General features: G+C 44.5%; 18 protein-coding genes and 1 pseudogene. 14 read left to right on the top strand and 5 right to left on the bottom strand.

Annotated elements, in window-relative coordinates; translation table 11 throughout:
- The first annotated feature begins 82 nt into the window (after positions 1 to 82).
- The 12 genes and pseudogenes from bslm_RS09550 (at position 83) to nrnB (ending at position 11,812) form a co-directional block, all read left to right on the top strand.
- The gene (locus tag bslm_RS09550; protein ID WP_015251983.1) at positions 83 to 475 is read left to right on the top strand and encodes a DUF1360 domain-containing protein; all 393 of its coding nucleotides are present in this window, start codon (positions 83 to 85) and stop codon (positions 473 to 475) included.
- 135 nt (positions 476 to 610) lie between these two features.
- Positions 611 to 2,143 (top strand): glycoside hydrolase family 10-like protein, encoded by a 1,533-nt coding sequence (locus tag bslm_RS09545; RefSeq protein WP_046381067.1) that lies wholly within the window; start codon positions 611 to 613, stop codon positions 2,141 to 2,143.
- A gap of 84 nt (positions 2,144 to 2,227) precedes the next feature.
- The gene (locus bslm_RS20680) at positions 2,228 to 2,380 is read left to right on the top strand and encodes a hypothetical protein (protein WP_128484044.1); all 153 of its coding nucleotides are present in this window, start codon (positions 2,228 to 2,230) and stop codon (positions 2,378 to 2,380) included.
- Positions 2,370 to 2,674: pseudogene (locus bslm_RS09540) on the top strand (DUF5367 family protein). Before bslm_RS20680 ends, bslm_RS09540 begins: the two are co-directional and overlap by 11 nt.
- A gap of 90 nt (positions 2,675 to 2,764) precedes the next feature.
- On the top strand, positions 2,765 to 3,907 hold the full coding sequence (locus tag bslm_RS09535) for an acyl-CoA dehydrogenase family protein (RefSeq protein WP_046381066.1): 1,143 nt from the start codon (positions 2,765 to 2,767) through the stop codon (positions 3,905 to 3,907).
- 43 nt (positions 3,908 to 3,950) lie between these two features.
- Positions 3,951 to 5,600, top strand: a complete 1,650-nt coding sequence (locus tag bslm_RS09530) for an AMP-binding protein (protein WP_046381065.1) — start codon at positions 3,951 to 3,953, stop codon at positions 5,598 to 5,600.
- A gap of 9 nt (positions 5,601 to 5,609) precedes the next feature.
- Positions 5,610 to 6,944, top strand: a complete 1,335-nt coding sequence (locus bslm_RS09525; RefSeq protein ID WP_046381064.1) for an acetyl-CoA carboxylase biotin carboxylase subunit — start codon at positions 5,610 to 5,612, stop codon at positions 6,942 to 6,944.
- Positions 6,945 to 6,958: 14 nt separating this feature from the next.
- Positions 6,959 to 7,180: an acetyl-CoA carboxylase biotin carboxyl carrier protein subunit gene (locus tag bslm_RS09520; protein ID WP_046381063.1), complete on the top strand. Its 222-nt coding sequence runs from the start codon at positions 6,959 to 6,961 to the stop codon at positions 7,178 to 7,180.
- A 14-nt stretch (positions 7,181 to 7,194) separates the two neighbouring features.
- Positions 7,195 to 8,094, top strand: coding sequence for a hydroxymethylglutaryl-CoA lyase (gene ldeG / locus bslm_RS09515; protein WP_046381062.1), 900 nt, complete (start codon positions 7,195 to 7,197; stop codon positions 8,092 to 8,094).
- Between the two features lie 20 nt (positions 8,095 to 8,114).
- Positions 8,115 to 8,897, top strand: a complete 783-nt coding sequence (locus tag bslm_RS09510; RefSeq protein ID WP_046381061.1) for an enoyl-CoA hydratase — start codon at positions 8,115 to 8,117, stop codon at positions 8,895 to 8,897.
- Between the two features lie 10 nt (positions 8,898 to 8,907).
- Positions 8,908 to 10,443: an acyl-CoA carboxylase subunit beta gene (locus tag bslm_RS09505; RefSeq protein WP_080481021.1), complete on the top strand. Its 1,536-nt coding sequence runs from the start codon at positions 8,908 to 8,910 to the stop codon at positions 10,441 to 10,443.
- A 169-nt stretch (positions 10,444 to 10,612) separates the two neighbouring features.
- Positions 10,613 to 11,812: an oligoribonuclease NrnB gene (gene nrnB, locus bslm_RS09500; RefSeq protein WP_046381059.1), complete on the top strand. Its 1,200-nt coding sequence runs from the start codon at positions 10,613 to 10,615 to the stop codon at positions 11,810 to 11,812.
- 48 nt (positions 11,813 to 11,860) lie between these two features.
- Here the strand turns inward: nrnB and bslm_RS09495 are convergent, their stop codons facing one another.
- From bslm_RS09495 to bslm_RS09485, 3 genes are all read right to left on the bottom strand, one after another.
- Positions 11,861 to 12,457, bottom strand: a complete 597-nt coding sequence (locus bslm_RS09495) for an undecaprenyl phosphate transporter UptA (RefSeq protein WP_003231529.1) — start codon at positions 12,455 to 12,457, stop codon at positions 11,861 to 11,863.
- Positions 12,458 to 12,529: 72 nt separating this feature from the next.
- Positions 12,530 to 13,423, bottom strand: a complete 894-nt coding sequence (gene galU / locus bslm_RS09490) for a UTP--glucose-1-phosphate uridylyltransferase GalU (RefSeq protein ID WP_014479952.1) — start codon at positions 13,421 to 13,423, stop codon at positions 12,530 to 12,532.
- A gap of 6 nt (positions 13,424 to 13,429) precedes the next feature.
- Positions 13,430 to 13,876: a GtrA family protein gene (locus bslm_RS09485; RefSeq protein ID WP_046381058.1), complete on the bottom strand. Its 447-nt coding sequence runs from the start codon at positions 13,874 to 13,876 to the stop codon at positions 13,430 to 13,432.
- Between the two features lie 603 nt (positions 13,877 to 14,479).
- On the opposite strand from bslm_RS09485, the gene xynD reads away from it, so the two are divergent.
- Both xynD and xynC read left to right on the top strand, forming a co-directional pair.
- The gene (xynD, locus tag bslm_RS09480; protein ID WP_046381057.1) at positions 14,480 to 16,021 is read left to right on the top strand and encodes an alpha-L-arabinofuranosidase; all 1,542 of its coding nucleotides are present in this window, start codon (positions 14,480 to 14,482) and stop codon (positions 16,019 to 16,021) included.
- 130 nt (positions 16,022 to 16,151) lie between these two features.
- Positions 16,152 to 17,420 (top strand): glucuronoarabinoxylan endo-1,4-beta-xylanase XynC, encoded by a 1,269-nt coding sequence (xynC, locus tag bslm_RS09475; protein WP_046381056.1) that lies wholly within the window; start codon positions 16,152 to 16,154, stop codon positions 17,418 to 17,420.
- Between the two features lie 270 nt (positions 17,421 to 17,690).
- On the opposite strand, the gene bslm_RS09470 is transcribed toward xynC, so the two are convergent.
- Complete coding sequence (locus tag bslm_RS09470) at positions 17,691 to 17,954, bottom strand: YnfE family protein (RefSeq protein WP_033884057.1); 264 nt, start codon at positions 17,952 to 17,954, stop codon at positions 17,691 to 17,693.
- Between the two features lie 66 nt (positions 17,955 to 18,020).
- A complete protein-coding gene (gene eglS, locus bslm_RS09465; RefSeq protein WP_046381055.1) occupies positions 18,021 to 19,520 on the bottom strand; it encodes an endo-1,4-beta-glucanase EglS in 1,500 nt (499 codons plus the stop codon).
- Positions 19,521 to 19,634: the final 114 nt, after the last annotated feature.

Raw genomic sequence — 19,634 nt, 5'->3', positions numbered from 1 at the left:
TCTGTCCGCTTCTTTTTGTATCAAAGAATGGATCGATGACACTAGGGAATGATAACATCATCCTTTTTCTTGGAGGCTTGTCATGGAGCATTTATCTTTTCTTACGTTTATCATGCTGATTCTAGCCAGTTACAGGCTGACACATTTGATTGTATTCGACAAAATCACAGAATTTATCCGAAAACCTTTTATGAAAAAGAAAAGGATTGTTGATCAAAACGGGCATGTAGATGAAAAAAGCGTGCCGGCTTCTAACTTTGGATACATGCTCAATTGCTACTGGTGTGCCGGTGTTTGGTGTGCCATCTTGATCGGACTTGGCTATCTTTTTTTGCCTCGTATTGCAATACCGCTGATCTTTATTTTAGCCATTGCCGGAGCACAAGCGATCCTTGAAACGGCTGTCGGTGTCGGCGTAAAACTTATTGATGTGTTAAAAAGTCTGCAAACCATGATGAATGATAAAAAGTCCTAAAAGCGGTTCACAACATGCTTTAGGACTTTTTTCGTTTATTTAGTGAGATAGACATTCTGTTAATCACCCTTTTAAAGCCCGGGAATACCGTAATAGCGAATAGTGAAAGTGATGTAATGGGGGAGAAGAAACAGAATGAAGGTTTGCCAAAAGTCGATTGTCCGTTTCCTTGTCAGCTTGATCATCGGAACGTTTGTCATTTCCGTTCCGTTTATGGCCAATGCGCAGTCTGACAGGGAGCTGAGAGCCGTATGGATTGCTTCCGTATTAAATATTGATTGGCCGTCCAAAAAAGGGTTATCTGTGAAAGAGCAAAAACAGGAGTATATCAAACTGCTGGACGATGTGCAAAAAATGGGAATGAATGCCGTTATCGTTCAGATTAAACCGACGGCTGATGCCTTTTATCCGTCAGCTTACGGACCTTGGTCGGAATACTTAACCGGTGTCCAAGGGAAGGACCCGGGCTATGATCCTCTTGCATTTATGATTGAAGAAACCCATAAACGAAATTTGGAATTTCACGCGTGGTTTAATCCTTACCGTATTACAATGAATCATACAGATCTTAATAAATTGTCTGAGGATCACCCGGCAAGAAAACATCCAGATTGGGTTGCCGCCTACGGAAAACAGCTGTATTATCACCCAGGCATTCCAGAAGCGAGAGATTTTATCGTCAAAGGCATTGAAGAAGTCGTAAAACATTATGATATCGATGCTGTTCATATGGATGATTATTTTTACCCTTATAAAATAGCAGCACAGGAATTTCCTGATCAAGCACAGTACGAACAATACGGAAAAGACGCTTTTTCTAATATCGATGACTGGCGGCGGGACAATGTGAACCAGCTTGTCAAACAAATCAACCAAACAATTAAAGCTGCAAAACCGTATGTCAAATTCGGCATCAGTCCCTTTGGAGTATGGAGAAACGCAGCAGATGACCCGACCGGATCGAATACAAAAGCAGGCGTCAGAAATTATGACGATCTATATGCAGACACAAGACATTGGATCCAAGAAGGCGACATCGATTATATTGCTCCGCAAATTTATTGGAGTATCGGCTTTAACGCAGCGGCTTACGACGTGCTGGCTGATTGGTGGAGCAATGAAGTCAAAAATAGGCCTGTTCACTTATATATTGGCCAGGCAGCATATAAAATCAATAACAATTTTGATCCGCCTTGGTCCGACCCTGAGGAATATGTGCGGCAAATCACTTTGAACCGCCAGCTTGAACTGGTGAAAGGAAGCATGCATTTCAGCCTCAAGGACCTCAACAAAAATCCGCTTGGCATCAAAGAAAGGCTCAGCACTGATCTTTACAGCAAGCCTGCACTGGTTCCGCAAATGCCTTGGCTGGACAGTACCGCCCCAAAAAAACCGAAGCTTACGAAAGTCACCGAAGACAAAAACGGCAATCTTCTGCATATTAAAGATCACCCATCAAATCAAAAAACGAAAGAAACAGCCTATTATGCGATATACAGAGCCGAAGGGAAAAAGCAGAGAACATTGCTGGCAACGCAAAGAAAAACACATGAGCAGCAAACCTTCTTAGATAACACGGCAGATCCTAACAAGAAATATACGTATTATGTCACTTCAGCAGACCGGCTTCATAACGAAAGCAAGGCTTCCAAACGAACAACAAAATAAGAAATGAGAAGGACGGCTTTCTAAGTCGTCTTTTTTAAAAAAGTGATTTTGGAGACAGGAAACGATAGTAAGCCGCTGTAGGCGGTGTTTGGACATTTTCCATTATTGGAATCTGAGAAACTAGTACTAAGTAAAATCGAAGAGAAACACGTACAGGACGTGTTTTACGTTTTCATTTCTCGTCTGGTTAGGTGCCACATTATTTTTTGTGCTGTTCGAAGATGCTGTGTTGACTGATCCGGCTGAAGAAGCCTTTTTGACGAACTTTCTTCTCTTGGAAGCGGGCACCGCTCTTGTTTTATGCCTTGTGTTCTTTCTCTATCAAAAACTCGATCAATCACAGTTCGCGGTGATCAAGCTAGGTATATGGGGATCAGCGGTCGGTTTATTGATTGATACGATTTCCCTTTGGAATCTCCCCTCATCTTCCCGGCTTTATCAAAGGGCCAAGTTTTTGCGTTTGCGATATGGATGGTATGCGCTTACTGCATGTATTTGCTCATTCCGCTGAAATTATCACATAAAAAATGATCCAGTTTTAATTTTCAGACTTTTCTTGTCAGGGAATGATTATAGAACTCGCCTAATAGGATGTTACAAAGATGTGAAGGAGGAAACGATGTGAATTTTGAGCTGACAAAAGAACAACAAATGGTGCGTGAAATGGTAAAAGATTTTGCGAAAAAAGAAATTGCTCCTCACGCTGAACATGTAGATCAAACAGGCGAGTTCCCGATACAAACATTTGAAAAAATGGGTGAACTCGGTCTGATGGGTATTCCATTTTCAGAAGAATACGGCGGATCTGGCGGTGATACGATTTCATATGCCTTAGCGGTTGAAGAAGTCGGCAAAGCCTGCGGCAGTACTGGATTAAGCTATGCTGCAGCGGTCTCGCTAGGTGCAAGCCCTCTTTACTACTTCGGAACAGAAGAGCAAAAACAGACGCATTTGACGCCGCTGGCTTCAGGCACAGCACTCGGATCATTCGGCCTGACGGAGCCAAATGCCGGCTCAGATGCAGGAGGCACTCAAACAAAAGCGATTTCAAATGGTGACGAGTATGTAATCAACGGCGAAAAGTGCTGGATCACTAATGCAAGCTACGCACGCACAGTTATTGTAACCGCCGTAACAGGCAAAAACAAAGACGGAAAAAACATCATCTCCGCATTAATCGTGCCAACTGACACACCAGGACTTACGATTACGAGCCCGTACGATAAAATGGGCGTCCGCGGATCGAATACAGCGGAAATTTTGCTTGAGGATGTAAGAGTGCCTGCGGCCAACTTACTTGGCGATCCAACAAAAGGGTTTAAACAGTTTCTATATACGCTGGACGGAGGGCGAATCTCCATCGCTGCTCTTGCAGTCGGCATTGCCCGAGCGGCCCTTGACGCATCATTGGCATATGCGAAAGAACGAAAGCAGTTTGGACAGCCGATTTCTTCCTTTCAAGCGATTCAATTTAAGCTTGCTGACATGGCGATGGAAATTGATCTGGCACGGCAAATGGTGTTAAAAGCCGCCTGGCTGAAAGACCATAACCGCCCGTTCACCAAAGAAGCGGCGTACGCCAAGCTATTCGCATCTGAAATGGCGACAAGAGCTTGCAATCAAGCCATTCAAATCCATGGAGGTTCAGGCTATATGAAAGAGTATGGGGTGGAACGGATGCTGCGGGACGCAAAATTAATGGAAATCGGTGAAGGCACATCTGAAATTCAGCGTCTCGTGATCGCCAGACAGCTTTTAAAATAAAAATGTAAACGCTTTCCTATCATTAAGAAAGGAGGAACAATGAATGGCTGAACTCATCCATTCCACAATCGGCAGGCTGCTGGAACAAACAGCTGATGCGTATCCCGATCGAGATGCTGTTGTGTATCCAGACCGAAATATCCGCTATACGTACGCTCAATTTGACAGTCTGTGCCGTCAAACCGCTAAAGGTCTCATGCGGATGGGGATTGGAAAAGGAGACCACGTCGCCATATGGGCTTCTAATATCTCTGAATGGCTTGCCGTCCAGTTCGCAACTGCGAAGATCGGAGCCGTGCTCGTGACCGTCAATACCAATTATCAAGCACACGAGCTTGATTACTTGTTAAAGCAATCGGATGCCGCGGCGCTTATTATCATGGATTCATACAGGGGCACTTCTTATCCAGACATCGTGAACAGTTTAATTCCAGAACTGCAAGAAGCAAAGCCCGGCCAACTGAAATCTGAACGCTATCCCTTTTTAAAAACGCTGATCTATATTGGCAATAAACGATTGTCTGGCATGTATCATTGGGACGATACAGAGATATTGGCGAAAACAGTGACAGATGCTGAGCTTGAAGAGAGAATGAACAGCCTGGATAAAGACAATGTGATTAATATGCAATACACATCAGGAACGACAGGGTTTCCAAAAGGCGTGATGCTGACCCATTTCAATGTCATCAATAACGCTGCTAATATCGCTGAATGTATGGCTTTAACCTCTCAAGACCGCATGTGCATCCCTGTTCCGTTTTTTCACTGCTTTGGATGCGTCCTTGGGGTTTTGGCATGTGTATCCGTCGGGGCAGCCATGATACCCGTGCAAGAATTTGATCCCGTTACCGTCCTTAAAACGGTAGAAAAAGAGAAATGCACAGCGCTCCATGGTGTGCCTACCATGTTTATCGCCGAGCTGCATCATCCGGATTTTGATGCATATGATCTATCGACGCTCCGAACAGGAATCATGGCCGGCTCTCCCTGTCCAAGTGAAGTGATGAAAGCTGTGATTGAAAGGATGGGCATGAAAGACATTACGATCGCCTATGGACAAACCGAAGCCTCGCCAGTCATTACACAAACGAGAGCAAATGATTCCTTCATAAGAAGAGTCGAAACAACCGGCCGTGCCCTGCCACATACTGAGGTGAAAATTGTAGAACCCGGGACATGTCAAGAAGTTCAAAGAGGCATGCAGGGAGAACTGTGCACCCGTGGCTATCACGTCATGAAAGGCTATTATAAAGACAAAGAAGCGACCAGAAAAGCAATCAATCATGACGGATGGCTGTTTACAGGAGATCTTGCTGTCATGGATGAAGACGGGTACTGCCGCATCACTGGAAGATTAAAAGATATGCTCATCAGAGGCGGCGAGAACATTTATCCGCGGGAAATTGAAGAATTTTTATACCGGCATCCCGCTATTTTAGATGTACAGGTCGTTGGTGTGCCTGACGCCAAATTCGGGGAGGAAGCTGCAGCCTGGATTAAACTGAAAGACGGGAAAAGCGTTTCACCTGATGAGCTTAAAGCCTATTGCAAAGGGAAAATCGCCCGCCACAAAATTCCGCGTTATGTTATTTTTACGGATGACTATCCGATGACGGCCTCAGGCAAAATTCAAAAATATAAACTGCGAGAAAAAACGATTGAAATGTTCAACCTATCATCAAGTCAATGAGGTGAAATCATGTTTACAAAAGTACTGATCGCCAACCGCGGAGAAATTGCAATGAGAATTATCCGAACATGCAGCCGTCTCGGCATTAAAACGGTCGCTGTTTATTCAGAAGCAGACAAGGACGCGCCCCATACAAAAGCCGCTACAGAGGCATATTTGATCGGGGAATCGAGAGTCAGTGAAAGTTATTTAAATATAGAGAGAATCATAAAGACGGCGAAAAAAGCAAAAGCCGACGCGATCCACCCGGGATATGGATTGTTATCAGAAAACAGCCGGTTCGCTGAACGCTGCAAGCAAGAAAACATCGTGTTTATCGGACCTTCCCCTGATATCATCGCAAAGATGGGCAGCAAAATTGAAGCGCGAAAAGCAATGGAGGCTGCTGGTGTCCCTGTGGTGCCGGGCGTTTCTGAATCCCTCGGAGATATAGAGGCAGCCTGCCGCACCGCAGGTCAAATCGGCTATCCTGTCATGCTGAAAGCTTCAGCGGGCGGAGGGGGCATCGGAATGCAGCGTGTTGAAAATGAAGAAGCATTAAAAAAAGCGTACGAGGGAAACAAAAAACGCGCAGCAGATTTTTTCGGTGACGGGTCGATGTATATAGAAAAAGTTATTGAACATGCGCGCCACATCGAGGTTCAGCTTTTGGCCGATCAACACGGCCATACAGTACATCTGTTTGAACGTGATTGCTCTGTTCAGAGGCGCCACCAAAAAGTCATTGAAGAGGCACCGTCTCCATTTGTAGACGATGAACTAAGAATGAAGATCGGGCAAACAGCGGTAAAAGCAGCGAAGGCAATCGGCTATACGAACGCAGGCACCATCGAATTTATAGTTGACCAGAAGCAAAATTTTTATTTCCTCGAAATGAATACGAGACTGCAAGTTGAACACCCCGTGACTGAAGAAATAACAGGCCTGGACTTAGTTGAGCAGCAGCTGCGGATTGCTGCGGGCCATACACTCACATTCTCCCAAAAAGACATCAAACGGAACGGGCATGCGATAGAGGTTCGAATATACGCGGAAGATCCCAAGACCTTCTTCCCGTCACCAGGTACGATCACTGCGTTTTCACTTCCTGACCAAAAAGGAGTCAGACACGAATGTGCGGTAGCAAAAGACAGCACCGTTACCCCTTTTTATGACCCGATGATCGCTAAGATGATTGTCAAAGGCCAAACCAGAACAGAAGCAATTGAAAAACTAGAGACAGCGCTTCGCGACTATCGTGTAGAGGGAATCAAAACAAATCTTCCGCTTCTCATACAGGCTGCGGCAACAAAGGCATTTAAAGAAGGGGATGTCACGACTGACTTTTTGAAACAACACCTATAAAGGAGGCAGTTGTCATGACGGTTAGCATACAAATGGCAGGAAACCTGTGGAAAGTCCACGTCAAAGCCGGCGACCAAATCGAAAAGGGCCAGGAGGTAGCCATTTTGGAATCGATGAAAATGGAAATCCCGATCGTTGCAGATAGAAGCGGAATCGTAAAAGAAGTCAAAAAAAATGAAGGCGACTTTGTAAATGAAGGAGACGTACTGCTCGAACTGAGCGATTCCAGTCAATAATTTGGAGGAAGACCATGTCATATCCTAAAAAAGTGACAATCAAAGAAGTCGGCCCGCGTGACGGCTTACAAAACGAGCCCGTATGGATCGCAACAGAGGATAAAATAACCTGGATCAACCAGCTTTCCCGGACAGGGCTTTCGTATATTGAAATCACATCCTTCGTTCACCCGAAATGGATTCCGGCGCTTCGAGATGCTATCGACGTAGCAAAAGGCATCGACCGTGAAAAAGGGGTAACGTACGCGGCACTTGTCCCGAATCAAAGAGGACTGGAGAATGCGCTTGAAGGAGGCATTAACGAAGCTTGCGTTTTTATGTCCGCCAGCGAGACGCACAACAGAAAAAACATCAATAAATCCACTTCTGAGTCCCTTCATATACTCAAACAAGTAAACAACGACGCAAAAAAAGCAAACCTCACAACAAGAGCCTACCTCTCGACTGTTTTCGGCTGTCCGTACGAAAAAGATGTCCCCATTGAACAAGTCATTCGCCTTTCAGAAGCTCTATTTGAATTCGGGATTTCTGAACTGTCGCTTGGAGATACGATTGGAGCGGCTAATCCCGCCCAAGTGGAAACTGTACTTGAAGCTCTTTTGGCACGATTCCCGGCTAATCAAATTGCCCTGCATTTTCATGATACGAGAGGAACCGCTCTGGCCAACATGGTCACAGCACTCCAAATGGGCATCACGGTGTTCGACGGCTCGGCAGGCGGGCTTGGGGGATGCCCATATGCGCCAGGTTCATCAGGAAACGCCGCAACTGAGGATATCGTGTACATGCTTGAACAGATGGATATCAAAACAAATGTAAAGCTCGAAAAACTGCTATCTGCGGCAAAATGGATTGAAGAAAAGATGGGCAAACTGCTGCCGAGCAGAAATTTACAGGTGTTTAAATCATCTTGATAAAAGGGAGGACGCATACAATGGGAGACTCTATTCTTTTTACTGTTAAAAATGAACATATGGCGTTGATCACCTTAAACAGGCCTCAGGCAGCAAATGCTCTTTCAGCGGAAATGCTTAGAAACCTGCAAATGATTCTTCAGGAAATTGAATTCAACTCAAACATCCGCTGCGTCATCCTCACAGGCACCGGTGAAAAAGCGTTTTGTGCAGGGGCAGACCTAAAGGAACGGATAAAACTGAAAGAAGATCAGGTTCTGGAAAGTGTATCTCTCATTCAAAGAACGGCGGCTTTACTTGATGCCTTGCCGCAGCCGGTCATAGCTGCGATAAATGGAAGCGCATTAGGCGGCGGACTAGAATTGGCATTGGCATGCGACCTTCGAATCGCAACTGAATCAGCTGTGCTGGGACTTCCGGAAACAGGGTTAGCTATTATCCCGGGCGCTGGAGGGACCCAAAGGCTGCCCCGGCTGATTGGCAGAGGAAAAGCAAAAGAATTCATTTATACAGGCAGACGCGTGACCGCACACGAAGCAAAAGAAATCGGTCTTGTAGAGCATGTCACGGCTCCTTGTGACCTTATGCCAAAAGCAGAGGAACTGGCCGCAGCTATTTCTGCCAACGGGCCGATCGCTGTCCGTCAGGCTAAATTTGCAATCAATAAAGGATTGGAGACAGATCTCGCTACAGGCCTTGCGATTGAACAAAAAGCGTATGAACAAACCATCCCGACAAAAGACAGGAGAGAAGGGCTTCAGGCCTTTCAAGAAAAAAGACGGGCCGTATACAAGGGAATATAAAAGGGAGGCAATGCTCATGGATTATGAAAAGGAACGAACAGAACGGGCTGAACGGATTCGAAAAGGCGGAGCGGAAAAGTATCATCAAAGCAATCGGGAAAAAGGCAAGCGCTTTGTCAGAGAGCGGCTTTCCCTTCTCTTTGACGATGACATTGAGCTAGAAGACGCTTTTTTTGCGGAATGTATGTCAGACGGGCTCCCCGCTGACGGAGTTGTAACCGCTATCGGCAAAATCGGCGGCCATACCGTTTGCGTCATGGCGAATGATTCAACAGTGAAAGCGGGGTCATGGGGAGCAAAAACAGTTGAAAAAATCATCAGAATTCAAGAAACCGCCGAAAAATTAAACTGTCCGCTCATTTATTTAGTCGATTCGGCAGGCGCCCGAATTACCGACCAAATCAATGTCTTTCCAGGGAGACGCGGTGCAGGAAGAATTTTTTACAATCAAGTCAAATTATCGGGACGCATTCCGCAAATCTGTCTGCTTTTCGGACCATCTGCAGCAGGTGGCGCTTATATTCCGGCCTTCTGTGATATCGTCGTTATGGTAGACGGTAACGCCTCCATGTATTTAGGCTCGCCAAGGATGGCGGAAATGGTTATTGGCGAAAAAGTGTCTCTTGAAGAAATGGGTGGCGCCCGTATGCATTGCTCAATCTCCGGCTGCGGAGATATTCTTGCAGAAACTGAAGAAGAAGCCATACAGCTGGCGCGGGCTTATTTGTCTTACTTTCCGGCAAATTTTCAAGAAAAAGCGCCCATTCATAAGAAACGCCCGCCAAAACACTTCGACACTCCGCTTGCCGACGTCATTCCGCAAAATCAAAACGCACCTTTTGATATGCATGAGCTGATTGAGCGGGTCATAGATGAAGACTCATTTTTTGAGATCAAAGCCTTATTTGCACCGGAATTATTGACGGGCCTCGCACGAATCCACGGACAGCCTGTCGGCATTGTTGCAAACCAGCCGAAGGTAAAAGGAGGCGTCTTATTCCACGATTCAGCTGACAAAGCGGCTAAGTTCATTACCTTATGTGACGCTTTTCATATCCCATTGCTGTTCTTAGCCGATATCCCCGGTTTTATGATTGGCACAAAAGTAGAACAGGCTGGGATTATCAGACACGGAGCGAAAATGATTTCTGCGATGTCGGAGGCAACTGTTCCAAAACTCTCTGTCATTGTCCGAAAAGCTTACGGGGCGGGGTTGTATGCAATGGCAGGGCCGGCATTTGAACCGGATTGCTGTCTAGCGCTCCCAACCGCCCAAATCGCCGTCATGGGCCCTGAGGCCGCTGTAAACGCTGTCTACGCTAAAAAAATCGCCGAGCTGCCAGAAGAAGAGAGAGCCGCATTTATCAGCAGCAAACGGGAGGAATACAAAGAGGACATCAATATCTACCGTCTGGCTTCAGAAATGATCATTGATGCTGTTATCCCAGCCAATTCGCTGCGTGATGAGCTGGCCAAACGGCTCAAGGCATACATGACAAAGGAAATGACATTTACCAATCGAAAGCATCCGGTTTATCCGGTGTAAAAGAAAGAACTTAGGAGCGCAAAAAAAGCGCTCCTTTATATATTTACAATAACAACATTATGTCAACTAATTACCATTGCATAAAACGCTTGGTTTTTTAGAATAGTAAATAAAGGCTGCCGCACCTCTAGCGGCAATTGTCAGTTTATCATAAAAAGGGGCCTACATTATGTATCATTTATATTCACATAACGACTTGGACGGAGTAGGGTGCGGAATCATAGCAAAATTTGCGTTCGGAAAAGACGTAGAGGTCCGGTATAACTCTGTCAACGGCTTAAACGCACAGGTGCAGTACTTTTTAGAAAAAGCGAAGGAGAGCAACAGACAGGACGCGTTATTCATCACCGATCTCGCCGTCAATGAAGAAAACGAAGAGAGATTGAATGAGTATGTTCATGCAGGGGGCAAAGTGAAGCTCATTGACCATCATAAAACAGCCCTTCATTTGAATGAGCATGAATGGGGATTTGTCCAGGTGGAATACGATGATGGAAGGCTCACATCCGCGACATCGCTTTTATATGGCTATCTAGTTGAAAATGGCTTCATGAAACAGACAAACGTCTTAGATCAATTCACAGAGCTCGTCCGCCAATACGATACATGGGAGTGGGAGCGGTACGATCAAAAACAGGCGAAGCGGCTTAATGATCTTTTCTTTTTGCTGTCAATCGATGAATTTGAAGCAAAAATGATCCAGCGCCTTTCCGCGCATGACGAATTTTTCTTCGATGATTTTGAAGAAAAACTGCTTGATTTAGAAGACGAAAAAATCGAGCGCTACCTCCGCAGAAAGAAAAGGGAAATGGTACAAACCTTTGTTCACGAACACTGTGTAGGCATCGTTCACGCTGAATCGTACCATTCAGAGCTGGGGAACAGGCTAGGGAAAGATAATCCGCACCTCGATTACATTGCGATTTTGAGCATGGGGTCAAAACGAGTCAGTCTCCGCACCATTCATGATTACATCGATGTGTCAGAAATCGCCGGCCGATATGGCGGCGGAGGGCATGCAAAAGCGTCCGGCTGTTCAATAACCGATGAAGTATACGAGTTGTTTGTAGCTGAAGCTTTCCGTATTGATCCTGTACGGCCGGATGCCTTCCGTAACATCTATAATCTAAAGGGATCTGCGAATGGATCATTATATGAAAATCGCGCACAAATGAGATTTTTTCTTTTCCCTTTAGACAACGAATGGAATATTCAAATTAACGGAGAAACCCAAGACGAAACATTCGCAGCGTTTGAAGAGGCAGAATGGTTTATTAAGAGAAATTATGCTGCATCGCTCGTGCGGGATGAAGTGTTTGTCGCATTTTTAGCGGAGAATCTGAAGCTGGCAAATCAACATCGGAAGTAAAAAAATATGCATAGGGGAGCGTCAGTCACCCCTATGCATATCTGCTAGCTATCGTTTAAATATGGCTGTACGTTTCTTAATCACAAAATAAAGGGCTATCACGACAACAGCCAATATCATAATCGGTGTTGTATAAGTGCCTGCTATATTCTCAACATCATCCCACTGGCTTCCTAGCTGTATGCCTAAATAAACAAACAGAATAGACCATGGAATGATAGCAAGCACAGTCAGTACCACAAATTTGAGAAAAGGCATTCTGGCAATACCTGCCGGAATAGATATGGCATGTCTGACAACCGGTATAAAACGAGCCGAGAAGACAACTCCGGCGCCGTATTTCTGAAACCAGTTTTCCGACATGTCGATATGATGCTTTTTAATCAATAAATACTTCCCGTATTTGTCCAGAAATGGCCTGCCGCCATAGCGACCGATCCAGTAAATAAAGATCTGGGCAATGGTACCCCCGATAACACCCGCAATAATTGCGCCAATAAATCCAATCGTGCCTTCCGATACCATATAGCCGCCATAAGCTAATACAATCTCACTCGGAATGATTTCAATCATTAACCCAATCGCAATACCCGCATATCCCATGTTCGTCAGCCATGTTAAAATTTCGCTTATCAAACTGCCCACATTCTTCACAACCTGTCCTAATCTTTTTCACTATTATATGACTGATTGACGAGCAAGATGGTTACAATTTTTTTACCGCAGCATTTCTTTCGTTTCCCGTTTGATCACATCTTCTAAATAGGCCAAAAGCTGAGATCTCATTTCGGAACGCATTAAGCCGATTTCGGTGCTCGCTTTAAAACAGCCTAGCTTATCGCCAATGTCATATCGATTTCCTTCCAGCAGCCGGGCGTGGATCGGCTCCTTACGGCAAACCTCACGAAGCGCATCTGTCAGCTGAATTTCGTTGCCCGCGCCTCTGCCAATTGTCTTCAAAACGGAGAAGATCGAAGAATTCAGCACATAACGTCCCATCACTGCGATTTCCGAAGGTGCTTCTTCAGGAGAAGGCTTTTCCACTAAATCGTTCACTTCGTATACATGCCCTTGAGACCCTGATGTATTTATAATACCATATTTGCTGACATCCTCAGGGAGAACTGACTGTACACCGACAACCTCTGTGCCATAAACGTCATATACATCCATTAATTGCCGAAGAGCCGGTGTTTCAGACACCATAATATCATCACCTAAGAGAACGGCAAAAGGCTCATCTCCGATAAAATGCTCCGCACACAGCACCGCATGGCCTAATCCGAGCGGTTCTTTCTGGCGGATGTAATGAATGTTGGCCAAATCGGCAATCTGCTGCATTTCCTTAAGTGTCTCCGTCTTGCCTTTTTCCCGGAGATTGAATTCCAATTCCGCCGACCGATCAAAATGATCTTCAATCGAGCGTTTGTTTCTCCCTGTAATAATCAGTATATCTTCAATTCCTGACTCTGCGGCCTCTTCTACAATATATTGGATTGCTGGTTTGTCGACGATTGGGAGCATTTCTTTAGGCTGCGCCTTTGTCGCCGGCAGAAATCTCGTTCCTAAACCCGCTGCGGGTATAACCGCTTTTCTCACTTTTTTTCTCATTCATCTTCACTCCTGATCCTGTATGTTTTTCAGCGAATCTCCAAATACCCAGATTCGGTTTCCGATAAAATTCATCATCATTCCGCCGATAGTGGCGGCGAGCTTACTCACCAAAAGCGAGCAGCCGCAATTTTGAAACAAATAAAGCAGCAAAAAGGTGATCCCCGACGCGGCAATATTAATCATGAGAAAACGCACGATCTCTTTCCCGTCAGCCTTACCTTTCACACAAAACGTCCAATTCCGGTTCCACACATAGCTGTTGACGATACCTGCAGTATAGGAGCAGATCTGCGCCGGCAGATAAGAGACATGACAAGCGGTAAGAAGAAAGAAGACACCAAAATCTATCAGCGTATTGCCGACGCCTACGGTGCAAAAACGGCCTAATGTCTTTATTTTTTCTTTCAGCGTAACGAACCTCCCTTCATAAAAGATGCGAGTGGCAGTCATATTTGTTGATATGGATTACTATAGCGGACAGTGTTGAATAAACAATTAATAAAATATGAACAAAACATGAAAAAGCGGGTATACCGCTCAATAGTTCTTATACTCTTGAAAAAACAGCCGCATTGACGGCTGTTTTTTTGTGTCTGAAAACTATCTTTACATAAAAATATAAAAGGAGTGTTAGCCCCATCTTATCAATGAATAAATGTATCCAGTTCCTTTGTAGAATCGAACACTAACTCCTCCAAAAGTTTCTATACACAATTTTTTTAATGATGTAGGATGTTAGATAAAGGGATATATTGGATAATGATGTAATCTCCGTTCAATGTGATTAGTGGGAGGCCATGAACAATCCTGTCTTTTTATTTTCTGGACAATGGTCGCTAGGAATGGGGAAGTTTTTTTGAACAATTTTGAAGGAGTGGTGCGATCTCCTCGAAGAAAAGAGAGAATGGAGACACATGAAGATGAGCTTTCAGAACAACTGGGAACATTGCTAAACAGCTTCCGGCTACTTTATGCGTGCAATCTTCGTGACCTGTTGTCATCAAATTCCAAAAGAAAATCCCCCATTTTAAGGAAAAAGGAGGATGTGAAGTGATGAGGAAAAAGTGTAGCGTATGTTTATGGATTCTAGTTTTATTATTGAGCTGCTTATCTGGGAAGTCTGCGTATGCTGCCACAAGTACTACAATTGCAAAACATATAGGGAATTCAAACCCGCTTATCGACCATCATTTAGGAGCAGATCCGATTGCGCTGACCTATAACGGAAGAGTCTACATTTATATGTCAAGTGATGACTATGAATATAATAGCAACGGAACGATTAAAGATAATTCATTTGCCAATTTGAATAGAGTATTCGTCATATCTTCAGCGGATATGGTGAACTGGACAGACCACGGAGCCATTCCGGTAGCAGGTGCCAATGGAGCTAATGGAGGCCGTGGAATTGCAAAATGGGCAGGTGCGTCATGGGCACCGTCAATCGCAGTTAAAAAAATCAATGGCAAGGATAAATTCTTCCTTTATTTCGCAAACAGCGGCGGAGGTATCGGGGTTCTCACCGCAGACAGCCCGATTGGTCCATGGACCGACCCAATCGGAAAACCGCTCGTAACGCCAAGTACGCCAGGAATGTCTGGTGTTGTATGGCTTTTTGATCCGGCAGTATTTGTAGATGATGACGGAACCGGTTACCTGTATGCAGGGGGAGGCGTTCCTGGCGGTTCAAATCCAACGCAGGCACAATGGGCCAATCCTAAAACGGCTAGAGTCATAAAATTAGGGCCTGATATGACGAGTGTTGTTGGAAGTGCATCTACAATTGATGCGCCTTTCATGTTTGAAGATTCGGGATTGCACAAGTATAACGGAACATATTACTATTCCTATTGCATCAATTTCGGCGGCACGCATCCGGCCGATAAACCCCCGGGTGAGATCGGCTACATGACAAGTTCAAGTCCCATGGGCCCCTTTACATATAGAGGGCATTTCCTGAAAAATCCGGGTGCATTTTTCGGAGGCGGCGGAAACAACCATCATGCTGTTTTCAATTTTAAAAACGAGTGGTATGTGGTGTACCACGCGCAAACTGTCAGTTCCGCTCTGTTCGGGGCCGGCAAAGGATACCGTTCTCCCCATATTAATAAGCTGGTGCATAACCCAGATGGATCCATCCAAGAGGTAGCAGCAAATTATGCAGGTGTAACACAGCTTTCCAATTTGAATCCTTATAACCGGGTAGAAGCTGAAACGTTTGCTTGGAATGGACGCATTTTGACAGAGAAGTCCACAGCACCCGGCGGGCCAGTAAATAATCAGCATGTAACAAGCATTCAAAATGGAGACTGGATTGCTGTAGGAAATGCAGACTTCGGAGCGGGCGGTGCCAGGTCATTTAAAGCAAATGTAGCATCCACTTCAGGCGGGAAAATAGAAGTGCGCCTCGACAGTGCAGACGGTAAGCTTGTTGGAACTCTGAATGTACCTTCCACAGGCGGAGCGCAAACGTGGAGAGAAATAGAAACTGCAGTAAGCGGGGCAACCGGTGTGCACAAAGTATTCTTTGTATTTACTGGAACAGGTACAGGAAACTTGTTTAATTTTGATTACTGGCAGTTTACGCAAAGATAGGACTCGTAATGGGACCGCTTAAAAACGAGGCGGGTGAAGTACGGGCCAGCACCGGAACAGCCCGCCATTATGGATATGCCATGCAGATTTTTTAATACCGTAAAAGACACATGACGAAGGAGAGGAATAAATGATTCCACGCATAAAAAAAACAATTTGTGTACTATTAGTATGTTTCACTATGCTGTCAGTCATGTTAGGGCCAGGCGCTACTGAAGTTTTGGCAGCAAGTGATGTAACAGTTAATGTATCTGCAGAGAAACAAGTGATTCGCGGTTTTGGAGGGATGAATCATCCGGCTTGGGCTGGGGATCTTACAGCAGCTCAAAGAGAAACTGCTTTTGGCAATGGACAGAACCAGTTAGGATTTTCAATCTTAAGAATTCATGTAGATGAAAATCGAAATAATTGGTATAAAGAGGTGGAGACTGCCAAGAGTGCGGTCAAACATGGGGCAATCGTTTTTGCATCTCCCTGGAATCCTCCAAGTGATATGGTTGAGACCTTCAATCGGAATGGTGACACATCAGCTAAGCGGCTGAAATACAACAAGTACGCAGCATACGCGCAGCATCTTAACGATTTTGTTACCTTCATGAAGAATAATGGTGTGAATCTTTACGCGATTTCGGTCCAAAACGAGCCTGATTACGCTCACGAGTGGACGTGGTGGACGCCGCAAGAAATACTTCGCTTTATGAGAGAAAACGCCGGCTCGATCAATGCCCGCGTCATTGCGCCTGAGTCATTTCAATACTTGAAGAATTTGTCGGACCCGATCTTGAACGATCCGCAGGCTCTTGCCAATATGGATATTCTCGGAACTCACCTGTACGGCACCCAGGTCAGCCAATTCCCTTATCCTCTTTTCAAACAAAAAGGAGCGGGGAAGGACCTTTGGATGACGGAAGTATACTATCCAAACAGTGATACCAACTCGGCGGATCGATGGCCTGAGGCATTGGATGTTTCACAGCATATTCACAATGCGATGGTAGAGGGGGACTTTCAAGCTTATGTATGGTGGTACATCCGAAGATCATATGGACCTATGAAAGAAGATGGTACGATCAGCAAACGCGGCTACAATATGGCTCATTTCTCAAAGTTTGTGCGTCCCGGCTATGTAAGGATTGATGCAACGAAAAACCCTAATGCGAACGTTTACGTGTCAGCCTATAAAGGTGACAACAAGGTCGTTATTGTTGCTATCAATAAAAGCAACACAGGGGTCAACCAAAACTTTGTTTTGCAGAATGGATCTGCTTCAAACGTATCTAGATGGATCACGAGCAGCAGCAGCAATCTACAACCTGGAACGAATCTCACTGTAACAGGCAATCATTTTTGGGCCCATCTTCCAGCTCAAAGCGTAACAACATTTGTTGTAAATCGTTAAGAGCACAAAGACACACATAAATAATAGAGTGTCTGAATTGGCGATTTTCCGATTGGGAAATCGCTTTTTTATTTTGTTGCTGAATTACAGGAAGGAAGAAGAAAGGATGTACACAAAAACAGCAAAGCTTTAATCTTCATCTTTTCTAGTTTACATAATATATATTCTAGGAAGTAAACAAAATAAATAAATTTCTGTCTCAATATCAAAGTATACTTAAGTTAGTGAGACAGAAATTGAAATTTTGAAATTTTACTGCTGAATGACAAATCAAAAAAATGGTGTTGTCAATCCATAATAAACTGCTTCTAAATCTTCCAGCGTCATATCGCCATATGCGCATTTGATAACAGAATCAGCAAACACATCATAGTCATAATCTGTAGAAAATCCTTGCTGCAGCTGTTTTTCGTAAACTTCGATCTGATCTTTTTGATGCTGGATGTCTTTTTCCTTACCTGGATAGTCGGGACCATTTATCATATTACTCATTTCTTTGTACAGCACCATATACTGTTTCAGTATTTCATCCACAACGCAAACCTCCTATTAGATGATAAAAACGGACATCGTTACTGATGTCCGCCAAAAAAAGCTTAACTAATTTGGTTCTGTTCCCCAAATCAGTTTTCCTTGATCATATAATGTGATTTTTTTCGTTGTTTTAAACGTATTTGATTTAAAAAAGGAATAATCGCCGCTTTGTGCATAATTGCTCCAGTCATCATTGTGAAGACGGAGCTGAATATTCCCTGTGCTTGCTCCCGGTGCCAGCGTTCCGTTTTTAAACCCAAGTTCCAGATAGGTATCTGCACCTTGCTTTGGTTTATGCAACGTCACAAACTTGTGTGTCACATTGCCGCATCCAATCTGCGCGTAGTCACAGTCAAAATTTTGGCCTTTGTTTTTCGCTTTATACCAGTAACGGGCAGTGACATCTTTTAAATCAACCGTGGTATTGCCGTTATTTTTTATTTGAAGCTGCGGACGGATTTGGTTGCTGTTCATACTCCCATCCCCTGCTCTGTATTGTACAGAAATACCGTTTTCCTGTGTGGGTTTATCTTTTGCTGGCGTTTCAGGAATGTCCTTCGTCGAATCTTTGGTGCCGAGAATGTTTTCTCTAACGAATGTTCCTGAAGCAGATAAATCTGACAACTGCCAGCCGCCTGTTTTAGATGCCCCCGGCTTTAAAGCTGAGGATGATTCCTGCTTATCAGAAAGATTCCAGTTCACCCAGCTAATGGTCTTGCTATCGAGATATTTCAGCCATTCCCGCGATTGATCAAGGAATACACCGCCATTTCCGGAAGCATCACTTGTCCCCCATTCTGTCACAAAAATAGGCGCTCCTTTGCTGAGTGCATAGTTTGCTTTATCCCGTAAAAACTGGCCGTGTGTGCCGGCATAAAAATGAAGTGCGTACATAACGTTTGCATCTTTTAGCTGGTCATCGGCAGCATCATTTACATCCTGGCTCCATGTACCGGTTCCGACAATGATGATGTTGTCTGGATCATTTTTGCGGATAACGGAAATCACTTCTTCCGCATAGGGTTTAATATCACGCTTCCAGTTCACATCACCGTTTGGTTCGTTTGCAATTTCATAAATGACGTTTGGCGTGTTTCCGTAAAGACTTGACATTTCCTTGAAGAATTCTTTTGCCTTCTCTTTATTATGGTTTGGATTACCGTCATTTAAGATATGCCAGTCAATGATGACATATATCCCAAGCTCTTTTGCCGCTTCAACCGCTTCTTTTACTTTATTTTTCACGGACGGGTTGTCAATATAACCGCCATCTGCTGTATACATCGCTGCACGGAAAACGGTGATACCCCAATCGTCCCTCAGCCATTTTAAGCTGTCTTTATTGACATATTCTCCATACCATTGCAATCCGTGTGAACTGATCCCCTTCAGCTGTACCGCTTTACCGTCTCGGTTAACGAGCTGTGTACCTTTTATGCTAAGCTGGCCATTCTTGGCTACTGGCGTTTTTGTCCCTGCTGCTGATGCCGGCGAAGCCAGCATGCCGCCCATTGTCAATAACGTAATCAATAAACACGTAATAAAAATCGAGATTGACCGTTTCATATCTGATCTTTTCCTCCTTCGCATCATTTTGGCTCTCCACTTCTTATGAGCACGAACTCATTGTAAAAATCTTTCTCATGATTGTCTATCAACCTAATTTCTTGTTTTTGGGAG

Origin of the sequence: Bacillus sp. LM 4-2 (assembly GCF_000978495.1) — a bacterium.
Lineage (GTDB): Bacteria > Bacillota > Bacilli > Bacillales > Bacillaceae > Bacillus > Bacillus subtilis.
This window is presented reverse-complemented; position numbering and strand designations above follow the sequence as displayed.

What these genes read in the sequence shown, in the direction of transcription:
- bslm_RS09505 (WP_080481021.1), top strand. Translation starts at nt 8,908, where the DNA reads ATGCTCATGGATTATGAAAAGGAACGAACAGAACGGGCTGAACGGATT.
- eglS (WP_046381055.1), bottom strand. Translation starts at nt 19,520, where the DNA reads ATGAAACGGTCAATCTCGATTTTTATTACGTGTTTATTGATTACGTTA.
- bslm_RS09550 (WP_015251983.1), top strand. Translation starts at nt 83, where the DNA reads ATGGAGCATTTATCTTTTCTTACGTTTATCATGCTGATTCTAGCCAGT.
- bslm_RS09545 (WP_046381067.1), top strand. Translation starts at nt 611, where the DNA reads ATGAAGGTTTGCCAAAAGTCGATTGTCCGTTTCCTTGTCAGCTTGATC.
- bslm_RS09530 (WP_046381065.1), top strand. Translation starts at nt 3,951, where the DNA reads ATGGCTGAACTCATCCATTCCACAATCGGCAGGCTGCTGGAACAAACA.
- xynD (WP_046381057.1), top strand. Translation starts at nt 14,480, where the DNA reads ATGAGGAAAAAGTGTAGCGTATGTTTATGGATTCTAGTTTTATTATTG.
- xynC (WP_046381056.1), top strand. Translation starts at nt 16,152, where the DNA reads ATGATTCCACGCATAAAAAAAACAATTTGTGTACTATTAGTATGTTTC.
- ldeG (WP_046381062.1), top strand. Translation starts at nt 7,195, where the DNA reads ATGTCATATCCTAAAAAAGTGACAATCAAAGAAGTCGGCCCGCGTGAC.
- galU (WP_014479952.1), bottom strand. Translation starts at nt 13,423, where the DNA reads ATGAGAAAAAAAGTGAGAAAAGCGGTTATACCCGCAGCGGGTTTAGGA.
- bslm_RS09520 (WP_046381063.1), top strand. Translation starts at nt 6,959, where the DNA reads ATGACGGTTAGCATACAAATGGCAGGAAACCTGTGGAAAGTCCACGTC.
- bslm_RS09510 (WP_046381061.1), top strand. Translation starts at nt 8,115, where the DNA reads ATGGGAGACTCTATTCTTTTTACTGTTAAAAATGAACATATGGCGTTG.
- bslm_RS09485 (WP_046381058.1), bottom strand. Translation starts at nt 13,876, where the DNA reads ATGACTGCCACTCGCATCTTTTATGAAGGGAGGTTCGTTACGCTGAAA.
- nrnB (WP_046381059.1), top strand. Translation starts at nt 10,613, where the DNA reads ATGTATCATTTATATTCACATAACGACTTGGACGGAGTAGGGTGCGGA.
- bslm_RS09525 (WP_046381064.1), top strand. Translation starts at nt 5,610, where the DNA reads ATGTTTACAAAAGTACTGATCGCCAACCGCGGAGAAATTGCAATGAGA.